Origin of the sequence: Clostridium sartagoforme, from assembly GCF_039521405.1 — a bacterium.
Lineage (GTDB): Bacteria > Bacillota > Clostridia > Clostridiales > Clostridiaceae > Clostridium > Clostridium sartagoforme.
Genome location: NZ_BAAACH010000022.1, coordinates 42,294 through 58,361 on the forward strand (window position 1 = coordinate 42,294; position 16,068 = coordinate 58,361).

Consider the following 16,068-nt stretch of genomic DNA (forward strand, 5'->3'; position numbering starts at 1 on the left):
AGAAATTATATTTCTTACTGTAATATATAAACATAATCTTTTCTTGGAGGTGAAACTTATAAAAAAGAATAACAAAAAAATAATAATAACCTTATTTTTGACATTTGTTTTTTTAACTTCTAGTTTTCTGATCGATACAATATCTATATTTGATAATGTAACTCATGGTGAAATTACTGTATCTGCTAAACCTAAAAGTTCTGGTGGATTTAAATCAAGTTCTGGATTTAAGTCAAGTTCTAAATCTAGTTCTAGCAGCTTTAAATCAAGTGGTGGTAAATCCAATGTGTCTAAATCATCAAATTCTTTTAAAAGCGGCTCTTTTAGTAATAGCTCTAGTAGTTCATCAAATAGTTCAAAATCTAGTAGTAATAGTAAGACAAGTACTTCAAGTTCCAATTCGAAATCTACATCCGGCTCATCTAGTGGCTACAAAAGTGGTTCCTTTAGCAATGTAGATAAAGGTAAGTCTGGAACATCAAAGAATTTTTCATCCGGTTCCTTTAGTACCACTGATGAAAATAAAAATAATTCAACCGACACTGCTAATGAAAATAAAACTACCCAAGATAAAGATTATAAAGACACAACAACTAGTTATGATGGTGGTTTTTCTTTTGGAGATATAGCTTATGGCTTATCTGCTATGAGAAATTTAGGTTTTAGTAGAGGGGGATCTTCTTTCTCTTTAAGCTCTATTCTAACCCTTGCTATTATCTTCATAGTTATAGTTTTTGTAGTAAAATCGTATTTAAAAAATAGAAAATATTAATATTAGGAGGATACCAATTATGGGAATATTCACAAGAATGTCAAATATGTTAAAATCGAAAGTTAATTCAACATTAGATGAAATGGAAAATCCAATAGAATTGTTAGATCAAAAAGTTAGAGATATGGAAAAGCAACTTAATTCTGCTAAATTAAATTCAGCTCAAATAATAGGTAATGCTCATGAAATTAAAAAGAAAATGGAAGCATCTGAATTAGAGATAAAAGATTTCGAAGATAAGGTTAAATTAGCTTTATCTAAAAATAATGAGGATTTAGCTAAAAGAGCTTTAGCTAAAAAAATAGAAGCTGAAAAGAAATTTGCTAACTTAAAATCTAGTTATGAAGCTGCAAGAGAACAAGCTGACACTATTAAGAAGAACCTTGCTGCACTAGAAGCAGAAATTGAAAAGACAAGAAATTATAGAGATGAGGCTGCTGCAAGATATAGTAATGCTAAAGCATCTCAAAAAGTTAATGAAGTTCTTGCAAATGTTCAAACTAAATCAAACTCTATTGAAATTGATAGTATAGAAAGAAAAATCCAAAGACATGAATCTTTAGCTAAAGGATTAGGAGAGCTTAGAGATGTTGATACATTTGATAGTGAATTTGAAGCATTGGATGCTGTAGATCTTGATTTAGAACTTGAAAAATATAAGAATATTAATTAGGTGTATAAATGTCAAATACTATAGATTTTATAAATAAAGAAAAAGAGAATATAGGAAAAGTTTATACTGATATAACTTATGCAATAAGTGAAATAAGTCCTTTTCTTGATGAAAGTTTTTTAAAGAAGCGAAAGTATTACTCTAAACTCCCTATATTAAAAGAATATATGGATATGATAAATGATGAAGAATATGCTTCGAAAAATAAGAAGTTTTCCTTTTTTAGAAAAGATGATACGATATCAAATTTAAATAAATATAAGCAAAATAATTTAGAAGCTTTTAATCAATTTCAGAATTGTTCTAAATGTTCATGTTTAAATTGTATAAAAGAATGTAATTTCGAAAGTTGTAGTGGTTGTAGATCAAATTCATATATTAAGAGTTGCGATAAAAATAAGTTAAATGTTCGTTTTCACAGTAACTTTATTTTAGACTTAACTAATAACAATACTGGAAAAGCAAGTAAATATAAGGTTCTTGCTACATTAGAAAATTGTGATATTAATAGATTATATATAGCACTAGAAAACATTTATGATTCTAATGATAAATTTATACTTTATTACTATCCTGGTATTTCAAACGATGATTTTGGTGAAATAACAGATGAAGAAGAGTTTAATTTAATTGTTGAAACCTTTGAACAAACGTAATAAATTGCTTCGCAATTTTAAACTAAGAATGGATAATGTATAATTAAGGTAAAATCCTTAGGACTCTTGAAAAGATAAGCCCATCTACTACAGCTTGGCTTAAGTAGATGGGCTTTCATACTAAGTTTAGTTTCAAGATTTATTATGGTATTACTTTCATTTACAGGGTTTATATTTAATAAATAAATGCAAAAAAGAACTTCTCCTTGAAGTTCTTTTTTAATCTAAACAATTTATCTAGTGAATACTATTTCTTCCTCATTAGACATTTTTTCATTAAATTCATATCCGTCTAAATTAAAATTTTTAATTTCTTTAATTTCTTCTATTTCATTTTGAATAATGTATCTAGTCATCATTCCTCTTGCTCTTTTAGCATTTAGGGAAATTATTTTATATTTATCTCCTCTAAGCTCTTTAAAAATCGGTGTTATGACGGTTATATCTTCTCTCTTAAGTAATCCTTCAATTGATTTAAAGTATTCTTGGGATGCTAAGTTTATTATAGTCTTATTTTTGTGATTTTTTATATCTTCCAGAATACTTTCTTCCAAAGAATTATCCCAAAACTCATATAAATTTTTAAATTTATCTACAGGTAATTTTATTCCCATCTCTAATCTATATTCATTAATACCATCTAAAGGTCTTAATATTCCATATAATCCTGATAAAATTCTTAAATGATCATTTGCATAAAAAAGTTCTGAATGGGATAGACTTCCAACATCCATTCCTCTGTAAACATCACCCTTAAATGCCAAAATTGCTTGTTTTGATGTTTCTAAATTAGTTGTCCATTTTTCAATTCTATCTTTATTTAGTGTGGCTAATTTTGTGCTTATTTTCATAAGTTTTTCTAAAGAATAGCTATCATAATTTTTAAGTTCCTTATTTATTATCTTTGATTTTGCTAAAAATCTTGGTTCACTCGTTGGTAAGTTATTATCTTTCTTTTCAAAATCTAAAGTCTTTGCAGGAGAAATAACTATTATCATAACCAATCCCCCTTCCTTTTTCTATTATACTATCTTTTTCTTTTTCATTTCACCATAACAATAATTTATTATATCACTTCTTTTTATTATACCAATAAATATGCCTTCATCATCTACTACTGGTACAAAATTTTGATTTGTTGCAAGAGAAATTAAGCTCTCTACATTTGAGTTTATTGATACACTTTTATGTTTTCTTTTCCTTGGAATATCAGTTACCTTAACATTTTCTGTATTCCTAAAGTTTAAATCTGGAGTACTTTTCAACTTCCAAAGTAAATCTCCTTCTGTTAATGTTCCTACATATCTACCTACTTTATCTATTAATGGAATAGCCGTATATCCATGGTGTTCCATTCTCTCTATCACTTGCCTCATTGTTGCATCTAAATATTCATATATAACTTCATTTTTTGGTGTTAAGAAAAATGCTATATTCATATTTTATCATTCTCCTATACTTAAATTTTAAAACTAAATCACGTATATATTTTATCACATTTGAAATGTAATTGTTTTAAATTTATAATTATTTAATACTTTATTAATCTATCATATATTTTTTTAATTTTATATCCATAATTTATATATTCGATTTCATCTATAATGGTAGAAATTTCATTGTATACTTCTTCTCCACTAAAAGTCTTTTTAACTATTAATTCATTCATCACTTTATTATTGCATTTAGGACACTTTCCAAGAGATATAAATCTCCACTTTACAGGAGTAAAATTATATTCAATATCTAAATTAATATTACACTTTGGGCATTTTTCATTAAGCTTTTTTATATCTAATTTATATTCTTCTAAATTTTTTATATCCATTGCTGGCATATTATAAATATCCTTAATAATATAGTTCTTAACTGCTCTTGAATTATATATTCTCTTAAATACTAAAGAAGTGTACACCGCATCATTTAAAGCATCATGTAATTTATTATTGTCAATTTTTATCTTCAATTCTTCTAATGCATTTTTTAAACTTAATGACTTCTTCTTAGCTAAGATTTTAGTTGAGTATTCTTGTAAATCTAGATAGTTTTTAAGCCACTTTAAATTATCATAATTATGATACATAGCATTATTTATTATTTCGATAATATCATCTTTTGCCCATGAACAAATAATATCATCATCTTCTATCATCATAGCTAATCTTTCTATTCCTTCTTTAAAAGAAATTCCTTTTTCTATATCTTCTATTGTTATATTAGTAATTTCAGATATTTTAGGATTTAATATAGGAATAGCAACTGGCTTAATATATGTCTTAAACTCTTCTAATGGTTTCATATAATTATCTAGCTTTATTGCCCCTATTTCTATTACTTCGTTATCTAATTCTGCATTCTTTAAATTTGGATATTCATCAAATATATTTGAATAATACTTATGTATTCCTTCTAAATTATTAAATTCTAAATCAATTATTATAAATGCCATTAGTGTACCTCTCAAAAATTTTATTCATAGGTATATTATGCCATTTTTATTAATGATTTTCACTATAATTTATAATTTTTAATATAAGAATTTCCTGAAAATCAAAAGAATAAAGAGCTGCCGCAAAGACAGCTCCACTTATTTAATTATCACTAAAGTCAATCCCAGCTAACTTCATTAAATGAACTGCATTTTGGGTTTTACTTTTACCGATTCTTAGTTTATAGTCAAATTTTATATTATTTTTTTCGTAGTATTCTTGAAAATTATAATTTTTTAACCATATTTTTGTTTTTTCTAAATCACATAATTCTAAATCATGTGTAGACACAAGTCCTAAAGCTTTATTATTAACCAATTGATTTATAAGCACCTTTGCTCCTTCATGCCTATCTTTTGAATTTGTACCTTTAAATATTTCATCTAATAAGAAAAATACTTTTTCCCCTTTCTTTGCAGCTTCAATTAATATTTTTATTCTTAATATTTCTGCATAAAAAGATGATATACTTTCTTCTAAATTATCTTTAGTTCTCATGCAAGTATATATACTAAAAATACCACAAGTAAAACTTTTACTGCAACTTGGAGCTCCTATATAGCTTAGTAATAAATTTAATCCTATTGTTCTTAAAAAAGTACTTTTCCCAGACATGTTTGAACCGGTAATTAAAGCAACTTTTTCATTTGATGTTAATGTAAAACTATTTACTACTGCTCTTTCTCCTAACATAGGATGGCCTATATCTATTGCTTCTACTATATCTTCATCGACTATTTTAGCATAACTCCAGTTTTCAAAATCAAATGAAAGATTACTTATACTTGATAGTGCCTCAAATTCTCCCATTATGTCAAGCCACTTCTTAAGCTTATCTCCATTTATTTTTCTCCATTCTTCTAAATTTCTTAAGATAAAAATATCTGAAAGTATTGTTATGTTTAATAGCAGATAATATGCATTAGATGAACTATCCCCTAGCCAATCTACTAATTTTTTAAGTTCCTTCATTTCTTTAACACAACTTTTGCTATTGTTTTTTAGCTTAAGCTTTAGATCTTTTAAAAATATAGACTCAAAGTTTTCATTATCTATCAGCATTAACAAATTTGTATATGCTTCTATATCTTTTTTATGCTTATCAAATAATTTTATTATTGGTATCAAATCTTTTGTAAGTATTTTTACAACTAAATAATTAATCATAAACATTAAAATCAAATAACTTATTGGTAATACATTAAGAATTACTAATACTACTGACATCACAGTAATTACTATAAATAAATATGGAATTATTTTAAATAATGGTTTTATTTCATTTTTACTTTTTGCCCATTTTAAAAGTTCATCAATATCTTTTGTTCCACTTTTCTTAAGTGTGGATTTAACTTCTAGACTTTGTCTCCATTCAACTTTACTTCCTAATTCCTTAATTGCATCTTGTTTTTTTAATATTTCATCTCTAGTTGGAATACTTTCTAAAGTTAACATTTTAAACAATTTACTTCTTCCAAATTTCGTTTTAGTTGAATTAATCATTTGAAAAAGCGAGTTTCTCCCAAATATATCTAAATCGCTAACAAATGGATGCTCATCTTTTAAAAATTCTTCTCCTTTATCTTCATTTTCCTTAAATTCACCTTTTATTCTAGATATTCCTTTTCGATTTATATTTATATAAACTTCATATTCCTTTTTCTCATTTATCTTTATATTGTGATAATAGGCTATTATGATAAATATAATGAAAAGTAAAATTAAAGACATAATTAATGATATAATATTTTCTCTTTTGTAAAAATAATACGATAGTATTATATCCACCCCAACTATAAGTAATCTTAATATAGATAACTTGGATATAATATAATTTAATTTTTCTATGTTAGCTTTATATTTTAATATTTTTTCTTCATAAAAACTTAATGCCTTGTTCACTTTCATACCACCCTTCATCATTATTTTATCATAAAACTTTAAACTTTCTCATTAATTCTTAAGTAAAAGAACTGAAGTAAGAAAATTATAAAAAATTATTCACAAGGCAATGTTTTGGTAATTTCCTCGTAAATAATAAAAGAGGCCTTACGGCCTTTTTTACTTAAGTGAATTATAAATAGTCTCTAAATTATATTTCATTCCTTCTAAATATGATTTATTATCTTCTTTTGTTTCTAAGCTATATATCTTTTCTACCTTAGCTCCTACTTCCTTTGCTAAAGTCTCTGATTCCTTTGCACTTGCTGCAGATTCGCTAAATACAACTTTAACATTATTTTCCTTGCAATAATTTATTAAATCTTCTAAGTTTTTAGGAGTTAATTCACCTTCTCCAAAAACATCTGCTATACTTTTTTGAGTTAATCCAAAATCTCTACATAAGTAAGCAAAGGCTGCATGTCCAGTGATAAAATCTTTATTATCAATTTCCTTAAATTTAGTTTCATATTCAGATTTTAAGCTAATAAATTCTTTCTTTAAAGTTCCATAGTTTTCTTCATAATAATCTTTATTATCAGAATCTATTTCTGATAATGCATTTTTTATATTCTCAGCTTCTTTTATTGCATTTTCTAAACTTAGCCATACATGAGGATCCTTTCCACTATGTTCATGGTCATCATCTTCTTCATGTTCATCTTCATTATGTTCATCTTCTAAAATTTCAATAGTTTCAATCCCTTGGCTTGCCTCAACAACCTTAACATCTTTATTTTCAATTGTATTTAAAACAGAATCTATCCATTCTTCCATTCCCAGTCCATTGTATATGAACATATTTGTGTTTATTAAATTATTTAAATCTTTTGGTTTTGGATCAAAACTATGTGCATCACTACCATCTGGTATTATTGAAAACACTTCTACTTTGTCTCCACCTATAGCTTCAGCAAAATCTTTTAAAGGACTAATAGTAACTCCTACTCTTAGTTTTTGCGAGTTGTCCTCATTATTTTTGTTAGTACAGCCTGAAAAGGAAAATATCATTCCCATTACTAAAGCTAAAATCAATAAATTTTTCTTCATTCATCCACCTCTTTTGCAAATGATTTGCATTATTTACTGATATAATTTTATCTCCATATACTATTATTGTCAAGACTATAGATAAATATAATTAATTTCTATATTTTTCTTTTTAACTATATTGCTTTCTCTTAATTGACATGTAAATATCAGTAACTGCTTAAATTTGCACATTAAAAGTATATCTATTGCCCTTTCAGTTCTCTTATCGTCATATTGTACAAAGGCATCATCTAATATCATTGGAAATGATATATCTTTATATATCATATTTATAAAAGCTAGTCTTAGGGATAAATATAACTGATCATTAGCTCCATTGCTCAGCATAGCTCCCGGTAATACCTCTACCCCATTTCTAACTTTCATTTCGTAGGAATCTGAAACCATCACATTATCATATCTGTCTTCTGTTAATTTATTGAAGTATTCTATAACACTTGAATTTAAAATACTACCAAAGTTACCTCTAACTTCTCTTATTGCTTCATTCATTTTTTGTATAGCTAGTTCAGTAGCTTTAAGCCTTAATTCCAATTTATTAATATTTTCTTGTACTTCTTCTATCTCCTCTTCAATTTGAGATATAGCTCTTTTACCTATAAACCTATTATTAATATCATTTTCTACATCTTTTATATTTTTCTCGACCTCAATTAATTCATTTGATTTTATTGTAACTTGATTATCTATCTCATCTTCTGAGGAATAACTATAATTTATGTTTTCATTTATAATATCTTTTAATTCTTCTTTTATAGCATCAATATCTTTATCCTTAGTCAATGCTTTATAGGTTTCCTCTATACTAGCTAAACTTCTTAATACATCATCTCTTTGTTTTATTTTTTGCTTTATTTCTAATAGTTTTTCTTCTAAATTATACAAATTCATATCTTCTAGTCCTATGAATTCTAGCTTTTCCCTTATTCTTTTTTCTCTTATATTAAGCTCTTGTTCTAACTTATTAATTGACTCTTGTTCTTTTTCTATGTCTATCTTTATTGATAATATTTCATTACTTACTAAATCGTATTTGGATAACATTATCATAACCTCATTTGTATCATTTGTTTTAGCTAAATTCAATATATCCCTTATATATTCCTTATTCTTTTTATAATTATCTTTTACACTTTGTATGTTAAGTAAATTAACATGCTTTTCTTTTTCTGATATTTTTATATTTTGCTTTTCTTCATATAATACAAATTCATCAAAAAGCTTTAATTTCCTAATAAAATCTTCATATGAAGTTGAGCCTATAATTTTAGTAAATTTAAATATTTCCTTTTCTATTACTTTTATTTCATCTTCTAGCTTTTTTACACCTTCTGCACTATCATTAATTTCACTACCTTTTTTTATTTTAGATTTCATAGTAAAAGATATATACATTAATACACCTAATATCAATGCTAGTATTATTGATACAATTAATGATAAAGCCGAATTTCCTTTTAATAATATTATTGATATTAAAAGCATCACAATAAGTATAGAAAATATATTTATTAATTTATAGCTCTTTTTTATTTTATTATCTGTGTTTTTTATATTGATATCATTAGGAACATGTTCTAATTTGAATTTAATTTCTTTTAATTTATCTTCATATTCTTCTAATAGGCTTGAAATTTCTTCTCTTCTTCCTTTAAAATTTATTGCATTTCCTATTAATGATTGTTTTTTCTCTATTTCTTTTTTAATTAAATTTATATCATTTATCAAATTTTCATAATTACTTATTTTTTCTTCTAAATTTTCTTTTTCCATAACAGCTTTTATAAATTTATTTTTCTCATCATTAGTTAAATTTTCTATAAAAATTATTTCTTCAAATTCATTTCTTTTATTTTGATAAAGTACTTTACTATTTTCTAATTTTTTTTCCTCATCTATCTTCATATCTAACAAGCTAAAATATAGTGAATTTTCATCTTTTATATCATTTAGTAAAACTTCATCTATTATCCCATTTCTTGAAGCTATACTTTCTTCTATATATCTTTCCTTCTTTTCTAACTCTTCTTTTTTCTTTAAATATTCAGTTATGTCTTCATATTCTTTCTGAAGCTTTACCTTCTTAATGTATTTTTTGTATATATCCAAGTTTTTTATTTCTTTTCTTAAAGATTTTCCGCTCTCTCTTAAATTTATTAACTTTTGTTCATTTTCAAGATTATTCTTAGATAAATTATACCCTTCATATCTTTCTTCTATTAGCAGGTTATATTTATTTCTAAGTAAATCTAATTGTCCATTTTTTCTTGTAGTGGTTATTGATTTTTTTATATCATCTAATTTTTCTAAAGCTTTTTGGATTGATATATTTTCCTCTTCATCACCTAATAAATTTGCAGCTTTATCTATTATCTCTTCTTCTCTATCTTTGGAAAAAGCTACTCCTAGCTGACTTATAAATAATGTTTTTATAAATGTTGAGGAGTTTACGTTTAAAAAATATTTTCCTGGCTCATCACTTGGGATATTTGTAATAATTTCTCCTGTTTCTGCATCTAATATCTCTGAGGTATCATCTTTCTTAGTTGTTCCAAAACTTCTTCTTATTATATATTTTCTATCATTATTCGATACATAAAGCTCTCCTCTTATTTTTTCACCATCAATAGGCATAAACCTTATCCTATCATTATTCTTTATGTCCTTACTTCTTTTCGAATTCATACCATATAACCAAATTCTTATGAAGTTCTGAATTGTACTTTTCCCTTTTTCATTTTCACCATATATTATATTTATTCCATCTTCTAACTCTAATATTTTATTCTTTAATCCTGCAAAAGAAATTATATGTATTTTACTTATAATCATTTAAATTCACTTCCTCATTAGACAGACATTGTATACCTATTTTTAAAGCCATTTTTATAATCTCATCTTCTAATTCATTTTCTTCTAATAACTTTCTTGCAAAAACACCTTTAATTGAATAATCCTTTGATATTTTATCAAAATCTAGCTTTACTCCTGTTTTATCAACTACTTTCACAAAATAGAAATATTCTTTAATTTTTTCAAAAATTATTTCCTCGTTTAGTTTTATATATGAATCTATTTCTCCCCTTAAAATAATTTTATACAAATTATTTTTTCTTTCAGTTTCCTCTATTGAAGAAACTATTTTATCTTTTATTTCTTCATAACTAACTAAATCACTTATATCAACATCTATTACATGATAATTTCTTTTGGAAGTTTTAAAAAATTTCAAATCTACTGAACCCTTGAAAACTTCCCCAATTATTACTCCTTTATCTCCAAGTTCATCAAAACCTCTTCCTTGTGGGCATCCAGCATAAGCATAACAAGTATTTCTTTCTCTTAATATACCACTATAATTATGTCTATGACCTATTGCTATATAATCCATATTGCTAGACTCTATATCTTTTAGTGTTATTGGATTATAAGCATTCCCACCTTCATTGTTTGAAATATCTCCATGAATAGTCATTATATTTATATATTTCTTATCAATATAAATGTTCTTCATGATACTTTTGTTAATATGATGAGAGGTAAATGCAGCTCCCCATATAATTACGCCTAAATCTTCTAGAGTTACACTTTCCATTGCTCCTTTAAAAATATGAACATTATTTGGCCACTCTATCATCTTATAAAAGGATTTTTCATTATATGGATCATGATTTCCTGGAGATATAAATACTTTTATATTTGATATTCTTTCTAGTTCACTTCTGATAAAAACTAAAGTTTTTTTATCAACAGTTAAATTATCAAATATATCACCAGTTAGTAGTAAAATATCAACAGAATTCTGTACGCATATGTTAATAATTCTACTAAATACTTCTAGGAGTTCTTCTTTGCTTATTAATGATATATTTTTATTTAAATCCTTAAAAGGAGTATCAAAATGTAAATCTCCTGATTGTAATATTTTAACTTTATTCATATTATCACCTTTATTTTTAAAATGTAAACGAACTTTTGTTCTCATTTTATCATTTTTCTATTTTATATACAATATTAAAGTATTATAGAACAACAATAATATATTAATTTCTTTAAATTTATAGTTTTATTAATACTATATAATTAACAAAATAAACTCAAAAACAAGAAAAAAACTCCCAAAGGAGTTTTTTAAATAAAATTATTTTTAGTAATTTAGAAAAAATTCTATTACTTTATATTAACACTTATTTTCATTATATTTTAGCATTTTAATCTTAATTTGTTATATTTAATTCTCCAATTCCCATTGTAATGTCAAATATATATTTATTTTCTCCTGATGTCTTTGCTCTAATATTAGAGTTTCCAAGTCCCGATTCTGTTTTTATATTTACCGGTGCATCTGAAGGAATTTTTATATTTGCACTTCCCATTCCACCTTCAAATTTTAAATTTCCATTAATATCTCCTAATGATATATTAACATCTCCAACTCCACCTTTAATATCTATTTCTCCTGTCCTTTCATTTGTATAGATGTCAACTGAACCAACTCCACTTGATAAATCTAACTTGTTGAAGGAGATATTTTCTATTAATAATTCTCCAACTCCACCTTGAATATCAATATCATTAACTTTCAAATCTTTAATATTATATTCTCCAACGCCAAAAGAAAATTCTATATCCTTGTTATAAGAATTAGGAATCTTTATTTCTAAATTGCTTGCATTATTAGTATTAATATTTATATTAAAAGCCTTTTTAGCCTTTTCACTAATAACTAATTTATTAGAATTTTTACTTACTGTTACCCCTCTTGATAAATTCCCGAGAGTTCCTGATATTTCTATATCATTACCTTCATAATTTATTATAGTTACATTACTTACTTCTATTTCTATATCAATTTTATCTATTCCTTCTATTGATTCTGTTTTATTTATACTTTCCCCGCTATAATTAACTGAATTATCTGAATTGTTATTCCTTCTACTTTCAATCCCAAATCTTATTCCACAACCAGTTAATAATGTAACAGTTAAAGACACTATTAAAATAATCTTAGAGATTTTTCTCATATTATTTCCCCCTTTAAATTATATCTAGTTTCTTATCTAGATGATTTATTGATGTAATTACTAAAATTACCATCCACAATATCCATAATAAAGATGATATTATATCTATTTCTATAAAAGATCCTATTTCAATATATACATATGGAAATAGTTTAGTTATAAGCCAATTAATCTTTGATACAAAACCTTGGATAATTCCTCCACCTATTATAACTGTCAATATACATAATCCTAGATTTTTGATATATGATGAAAAAATTACTATAAAAGATGTAATTATTATATAAGCTATTGTAGTTCCATATGCTGTTGCTAATGCTGTTACCTTAACTGCATCAGCCATTGAATTTCCTGTAAAGCTTGTTATAACATACACAATAAGAGCTATGATTCCTTGTAAAATAATGAATTCCATATATTTTGCAATTATAAATTCCCAAGATTTAATTGGTAAAGTAAATATCAATTTACCTTTATCCTTTGATATTTGTGATGAAAACTTTATTAATGAAACTATAAAATTAACAACTAAAAATAAAGAAACAAATGCAATGTTAATAACAGATATAAATTCTGCTACAAATGGTATCCTTATAAATGTTCCACATGTTGAAAATATTAATATTACAAGCGCTATTATATATAATATTTTATTTATTCCTGAATTGTATTTACCAAAATTATATTTTAAAATATTAAAAATATTCTTCATATTTCTCCTCCTATAAATTATTCTGTGAATATCTTTCTATAAATTTCATCTACTGATGCTTTATATCTTTCTCTTAATTCTTCAGCGTCTCCATATTCTATTATTTTTCCTTCTCCTAAAAATGCTACTTCATCAAATATTCTCTCAAGTTCACCAATATAATGAGTTGTTATTATCATTGAACTTTCTTCACTTAAATTTTCTAATATAGCATCTAGAATTTTTTCTCTTGATACTGGATCAACACCTGATATAGGTTCATCTAACATATATAGTTTTGCTTTTCTACTTAAAGTTAAAGATAAACTAAGTTTTTCACTCATACCTTTAGATAATTCTTTTATTCTTGATTTATCATCTAAATTCATGAAGTCTAAATAATATTTCATTTTTTCTTTATCAAAATCATCAAAGAAATCTGCATATAAATTTATTGCATCTTTTATTTTCATGGTTTTATTAAAAATATTTCTATCTTGTAAAAATGCAATGTGATTTTTAGTTTCAGAATTTATAGATATTCCATCTAGTTTTATATCCCCTTTATCAACTTTTAAAAATCCTTGTATAGTATTTAAAAGTGTTGTTTTGCCTTGAGCATTAGGTCCCATTATTCCTAGTACTCTTCCTTTTTGTAAACTTAAATTTATTCCATTTAATATATGCTTTCCTTTAAGAGACTTATATACATCCTTTACTTCTAATAAATTATTCATTTTTATCCTCCTTATATCTTGATGATATAATTGCCAATATAGTTTCTTTAGTAAATCCTAATGCTTTAGAGTCTTCAATAAATTTATCTATTGTTTCATTAAATAATTCTTGCCTTAACTCATTAATCTTTTTTTCGTCTTCAGTAACAAATTTTCCAATTCCTCTTTGAGTATATATTAAGTTTTCATTTTCCAATTCTGAATAAACTTTTTGTATTGTGTTTGGATTAACCTTTAACTCGCTTGCATAATCTCTTACTGACAAAATCCTTTCCCCTTTCTTTAATTCACCTGCAACTATTTTCTTTTTTATATAAGCAATTATCTGAAGATATATAGGTTCTTTTGAACTCAATTCAAGTACCATTTTTTTATCTCCTTTCTTATCAGTATTACTGTATTAATTACATAGTACACTGATACTGTTGTTTTGGCTACTACTTTTTATAGTCAAATATGTTAATTAAATCTTATTACATTAAATTATCTCGCTATTACTCCATAATATATAGCTTTTTATTTATTTTTATTACTATAAAATTAATTTTTATAATTCCCTAAAGAAAAAAGAAGCCTCTGAAATAAAAATTAAATTTTTATTTCAGAAAACTTCTCTTTTTGTGAATGGTCACAATACTAATTCTTTGGCGGTATATCCATATTGTATATTACCCCTAATTAAATTTGTTCCTGTGGCTTACTTTATTGAACTTTCGTATTGTTCAACCATTCTTTTTACCATCTCGCCACCTACGGAACCACATTGTTTTGATGTTAGGTTACCATTATAATCGCTAAATGGAACTCCTAACTCTGATGCAACTTCATTCTTGAATGCACTTAATCCTTTTCTTGCTTCTGGAACTAATGTTTTTGCCATCTGTAATTCCTCCTTTGGCTATTTGGTTTTGTAAACATTCTTTTAAATTTGAACTCCCTCTCATTTAAAAGCTTTTTGTTTACACTATTATATTAACCCTTATAAAAATTTATATGCTTAGTAATTTATAGTTACTTTAGAATATTTTATATAAAAGGATATTTTAAGTTTTTATGCACAAAATATGTATTAGATATAATACATATTTTGGAGGTTCTATATGAAGAATTCTATTTTAAAAAATAAAAATATTAATCATAATCCTATTTATATTTTTATTGTATTGTTAGCAACATTCTTTTTATTATATAAATCCATTATAACTATGGCTATTTCTAACGCTCCCGATAATATTCCATTTCTTCAGGATAAGTTCTTGATATTAGATATAAAGAAAAATTATAAACTGCCTCCTAGATTTAGGAGTATTCAAGAATTAAATATTTCTGGTTGCGCTCAATTTAGACCTAGTCAAATAGATAATATAAAGGTAGCCATAAATAGTCCTAAAATAATTATTGTAGATCTAAGACAAGAATCTCATGGCTTTATCGATGATAATCCAATAAGTTATTATAGTCTTTTTCAAACTATAAATAATAATTTAAATTCTGAAGCTACACTAAAATACGAATCTGAAGATTTATCAAAAATAACTTTAGAAAATAATATTCCAATCTTTAAACCTACTGGAGAATATTTAGAGTCAATAAAAGCTTCAACTATACTAAACGAAGAAAATCTTTGTAAGAATTTTGGACTTGGATATAAGAGAATTCCTGTTAGAGATAACTTCATTCCAGCTCCCAATGAGGTTGATGACTTTGTGAATTTTGTGAATAATCTTGATGATGATGCTCATTTACTATTTCATTGTCATGCTGGAGAAGGGCGAACAACTATGTTTATGGCTATGTTTCAAATGCTAAAAAACAGCTCTAATTTGTCATTATCAACAATACTTAATGATCAAATTTCTGTTGGAGGAATAGTTCTTACAGATAGTATGTTTAGAGGAACATTTTTAGAGTATTTTTATAATTATACCTTAGAAAACAGCTCATCGAATTATAAAGAAAGTTATTCCAATTGGCTTAAGAATAAAAATGGTTTATATATTGAAGGGGCTCCATTACATGAAAATAATTAAAT

Annotated in this window: 17 protein-coding genes; 4 read left to right on the top strand and 13 right to left on the bottom strand. The window is 25.2% G+C overall.

Annotated elements, in window-relative coordinates:
* Nucleotides 1-162: 162 nt before the first annotated feature.
* Entirely contained in the window at nt 163-285 is a 123-nt protein-coding gene (locus ABDZ60_RS10360; RefSeq protein WP_278279788.1) for a hypothetical protein, read from the bottom strand.
* A 1-nt stretch (nt 286) separates the two neighbouring features.
* Here ABDZ60_RS10360 and ABDZ60_RS10365 point away from each other — a divergent pair, with 1 nt between their 5' ends.
* The 3 genes from ABDZ60_RS10365 to ABDZ60_RS10375 are packed head-to-tail and all read left to right on the top strand — an operon-like array spanning nt 287 to nt 2,101.
* Nucleotides 287-772, top strand: coding sequence for a hypothetical protein (locus tag ABDZ60_RS10365; protein WP_052953900.1), 486 nt, complete (start codon nt 287-289; stop codon nt 770-772).
* Nucleotides 773-791: 19 nt separating this feature from the next.
* Nucleotides 792-1,445: a PspA/IM30 family protein gene (locus ABDZ60_RS10370; protein WP_016208001.1), complete on the top strand. Its 654-nt coding sequence runs from the start codon at nt 792-794 to the stop codon at nt 1,443-1,445.
* A gap of 8 nt (nt 1,446-1,453) precedes the next feature.
* On the top strand, nt 1,454-2,101 hold the full coding sequence (locus ABDZ60_RS10375) for a hypothetical protein (RefSeq protein ID WP_047000266.1): 648 nt from the start codon (nt 1,454-1,456) through the stop codon (nt 2,099-2,101).
* A 233-nt stretch (nt 2,102-2,334) separates the two neighbouring features.
* Here ABDZ60_RS10375 and yaaA read toward each other — a convergent pair whose 3' ends face one another.
* The 12 genes from yaaA to ABDZ60_RS10435 form a co-directional block, all read right to left on the bottom strand.
* A complete protein-coding gene (yaaA, locus tag ABDZ60_RS10380) occupies nt 2,335-3,099 on the bottom strand; it encodes a peroxide stress protein YaaA (protein ID WP_343777976.1) in 765 nt (254 codons plus the stop codon).
* 24 nt (nt 3,100-3,123) lie between these two features.
* A complete protein-coding gene (locus tag ABDZ60_RS10385; RefSeq protein ID WP_016208004.1) occupies nt 3,124-3,540 on the bottom strand; it encodes a CBS domain-containing protein in 417 nt (138 codons plus the stop codon).
* 92 nt (nt 3,541-3,632) lie between these two features.
* On the bottom strand, nt 3,633-4,550 hold the full coding sequence (locus ABDZ60_RS10390; RefSeq protein WP_016208005.1) for a 3'-5' exonuclease: 918 nt from the start codon (nt 4,548-4,550) through the stop codon (nt 3,633-3,635).
* Nucleotides 4,551-4,692: 142 nt separating this feature from the next.
* Entirely contained in the window at nt 4,693-6,492 is a 1,800-nt protein-coding gene (locus ABDZ60_RS10395; protein ID WP_343777979.1) for a MutS-related protein, read from the bottom strand.
* A gap of 159 nt (nt 6,493-6,651) precedes the next feature.
* Nucleotides 6,652-7,581 carry a metal ABC transporter solute-binding protein, Zn/Mn family gene (locus ABDZ60_RS10400; RefSeq protein WP_016208007.1) on the bottom strand — a complete coding sequence of 310 codons (930 nt, stop codon included), beginning with the start codon at nt 7,579-7,581 and terminating at the stop codon, nt 6,652-6,654.
* A gap of 75 nt (nt 7,582-7,656) precedes the next feature.
* Nucleotides 7,657-10,416, bottom strand: a complete 2,760-nt coding sequence (locus ABDZ60_RS10405; protein WP_343777981.1) for an AAA family ATPase — start codon at nt 10,414-10,416, stop codon at nt 7,657-7,659.
* Entirely contained in the window at nt 10,403-11,524 is a 1,122-nt protein-coding gene (locus ABDZ60_RS10410) for a metallophosphoesterase family protein (protein WP_343777983.1), read from the bottom strand. The genes ABDZ60_RS10405 and ABDZ60_RS10410 overlap by 14 nt, the downstream gene beginning before the upstream one ends.
* Nucleotides 11,525-11,801: 277 nt before the next feature.
* Nucleotides 11,802-12,608 (bottom strand): DUF4097 family beta strand repeat-containing protein, encoded by an 807-nt coding sequence (locus ABDZ60_RS10415; protein ID WP_343777985.1) that lies wholly within the window; start codon nt 12,606-12,608, stop codon nt 11,802-11,804.
* Between the two features lie 13 nt (nt 12,609-12,621).
* Complete coding sequence (locus ABDZ60_RS10420; protein WP_343777987.1) at nt 12,622-13,320, bottom strand: hypothetical protein; 699 nt, start codon at nt 13,318-13,320, stop codon at nt 12,622-12,624.
* 17 nt (nt 13,321-13,337) lie between these two features.
* On the bottom strand, nt 13,338-14,036 hold the full coding sequence (locus tag ABDZ60_RS10425; RefSeq protein WP_016208010.1) for an ABC transporter ATP-binding protein: 699 nt from the start codon (nt 14,034-14,036) through the stop codon (nt 13,338-13,340).
* Nucleotides 14,029-14,403 carry a GntR family transcriptional regulator gene (locus ABDZ60_RS10430; protein WP_016208011.1) on the bottom strand — a complete coding sequence of 125 codons (375 nt, stop codon included), beginning with the start codon at nt 14,401-14,403 and terminating at the stop codon, nt 14,029-14,031. The genes ABDZ60_RS10425 and ABDZ60_RS10430 overlap by 8 nt, the downstream gene beginning before the upstream one ends.
* A gap of 330 nt (nt 14,404-14,733) precedes the next feature.
* Nucleotides 14,734-14,916, bottom strand: a complete 183-nt coding sequence (locus tag ABDZ60_RS10435) for an alpha/beta-type small acid-soluble spore protein (RefSeq protein ID WP_016208012.1) — start codon at nt 14,914-14,916, stop codon at nt 14,734-14,736.
* Between the two features lie 220 nt (nt 14,917-15,136).
* Between ABDZ60_RS10435 and ABDZ60_RS10440 the strand changes: the two genes are divergently transcribed.
* Entirely contained in the window at nt 15,137-16,066 is a 930-nt protein-coding gene (locus ABDZ60_RS10440; protein WP_343777991.1) for a phosphatase domain-containing putative toxin, read from the top strand.
* The last annotated feature ends 2 nt before the right edge of the window (nt 16,067-16,068 follow it).